The 1,094-nt window shown below is 65.9% G+C and carries 2 protein-coding genes; both read left to right on the top strand.

What is annotated here, in order from left to right; translation table 11 throughout:
• Nucleotides 1-745, top strand: a 745-nt coding sequence (locus ACFU5M_RS34550) for a hypothetical protein (RefSeq protein ID WP_379055834.1), incomplete at its 5' end; no start/stop codon positions are given.
• Between the two features lie 17 nt (nt 746-762).
• The coding region (locus ACFU5M_RS34545; RefSeq protein WP_379055832.1) for a C39 family peptidase at nt 763-1,094 on the top strand (332 nt) is incomplete at its 3' end.

Below are 1,094 nucleotides of genomic sequence, written 5' to 3'. Positions count from 1 at the left end.
CTATCTCGGGCTCGCCGACCCCGACTCGTGGGGGACACCGCCGCGGGCGTGCTACGTGTTCGACACCCGCGCCAAAAGGGACATGCGCAAAATCCAGTGGCGCACCGACGGCGGACAGATCGACCACTACGAGCGCGACTTCAGCCACGTCGACGCGGTGCGCGCCATCGTCGGCGGCAAGGCACCCGAGATCCTCAATCAGGCGATCGAATGGGCGGCGAACTTCGCTATCCAACTCCTGATCAACCTGATTGCGCCCGGCCTCGGGCTCGGATTCGTCGTCGGCGACCTGTTCGACAACATCTTTTTTGCCTACCAACAGTTCTTCGACGAGGACACCGAAGACGAGATCGGCATCGACGACGCGTTCGCCGAGGTGTTCGCCGACAACACCGCGGCATGGTCGCTCGACAGCTTCGCCGTAGGCCACACCGCCTTGAAAGAGCACGGCGGGTCGGACGCGCTGAAACTGTCCATCGACGCCGGCGGAACCGGCTACCGCTTCGGCGCCGACGACGGCACCGGTACCCGCTACGACGTCGGCGACGTCCACACCGTCTACGACCGCGGGAACACCGTCGAACAGTACGTATCCGGCGTCGTGATCAGCGACAGCCGCGACGGGCGCCGTGTCGAGACACCGACCCTCGGCGAAGACCAGCGGCTTACCGGGGCGTGGGATCGGCTCATCGCCAACATTCAAGGCCTCGCCGGAACAACCCGCGGGATCGCGAACAGTCTGTGACAGAAGGGAATTCGGATGTGATCACGATACTTCCGCACACCTACAGCACACAGGAAACCGGGTACTACTGCGGTCCCGCCTCGGCGCAAATCGTCCTCGACGCCCTCGGCATCGCCGCGACCGAAGGCGACCTCGCCGCGGAGATGCTCACCGACCACGACGGAACGGACTGGATAGGGCAAGTCACCGCGGCGTTGCGACGGAGGTCCGGCCGCGACTACCGCACCCGCGAGATACCCAACGACCCGCCCACCGTCGAGCAGCGCGACCAACTGTGGCGCGACGTCGTCGACAGCATCGACGCCGGCGCCGGGCTCGTGGTGAACATCGTCGCCCCGCCCGGCAACCA

The organism is Nocardia sp. NPDC057455, from assembly GCF_042802775.1.
Lineage (GTDB): Bacteria > Actinomycetota > Actinomycetes > Mycobacteriales > Mycobacteriaceae > Nocardia.
Note: the sequence above shows the minus strand (reverse complement) of the source record. Positions and strands in the feature narration are given on the sequence as shown.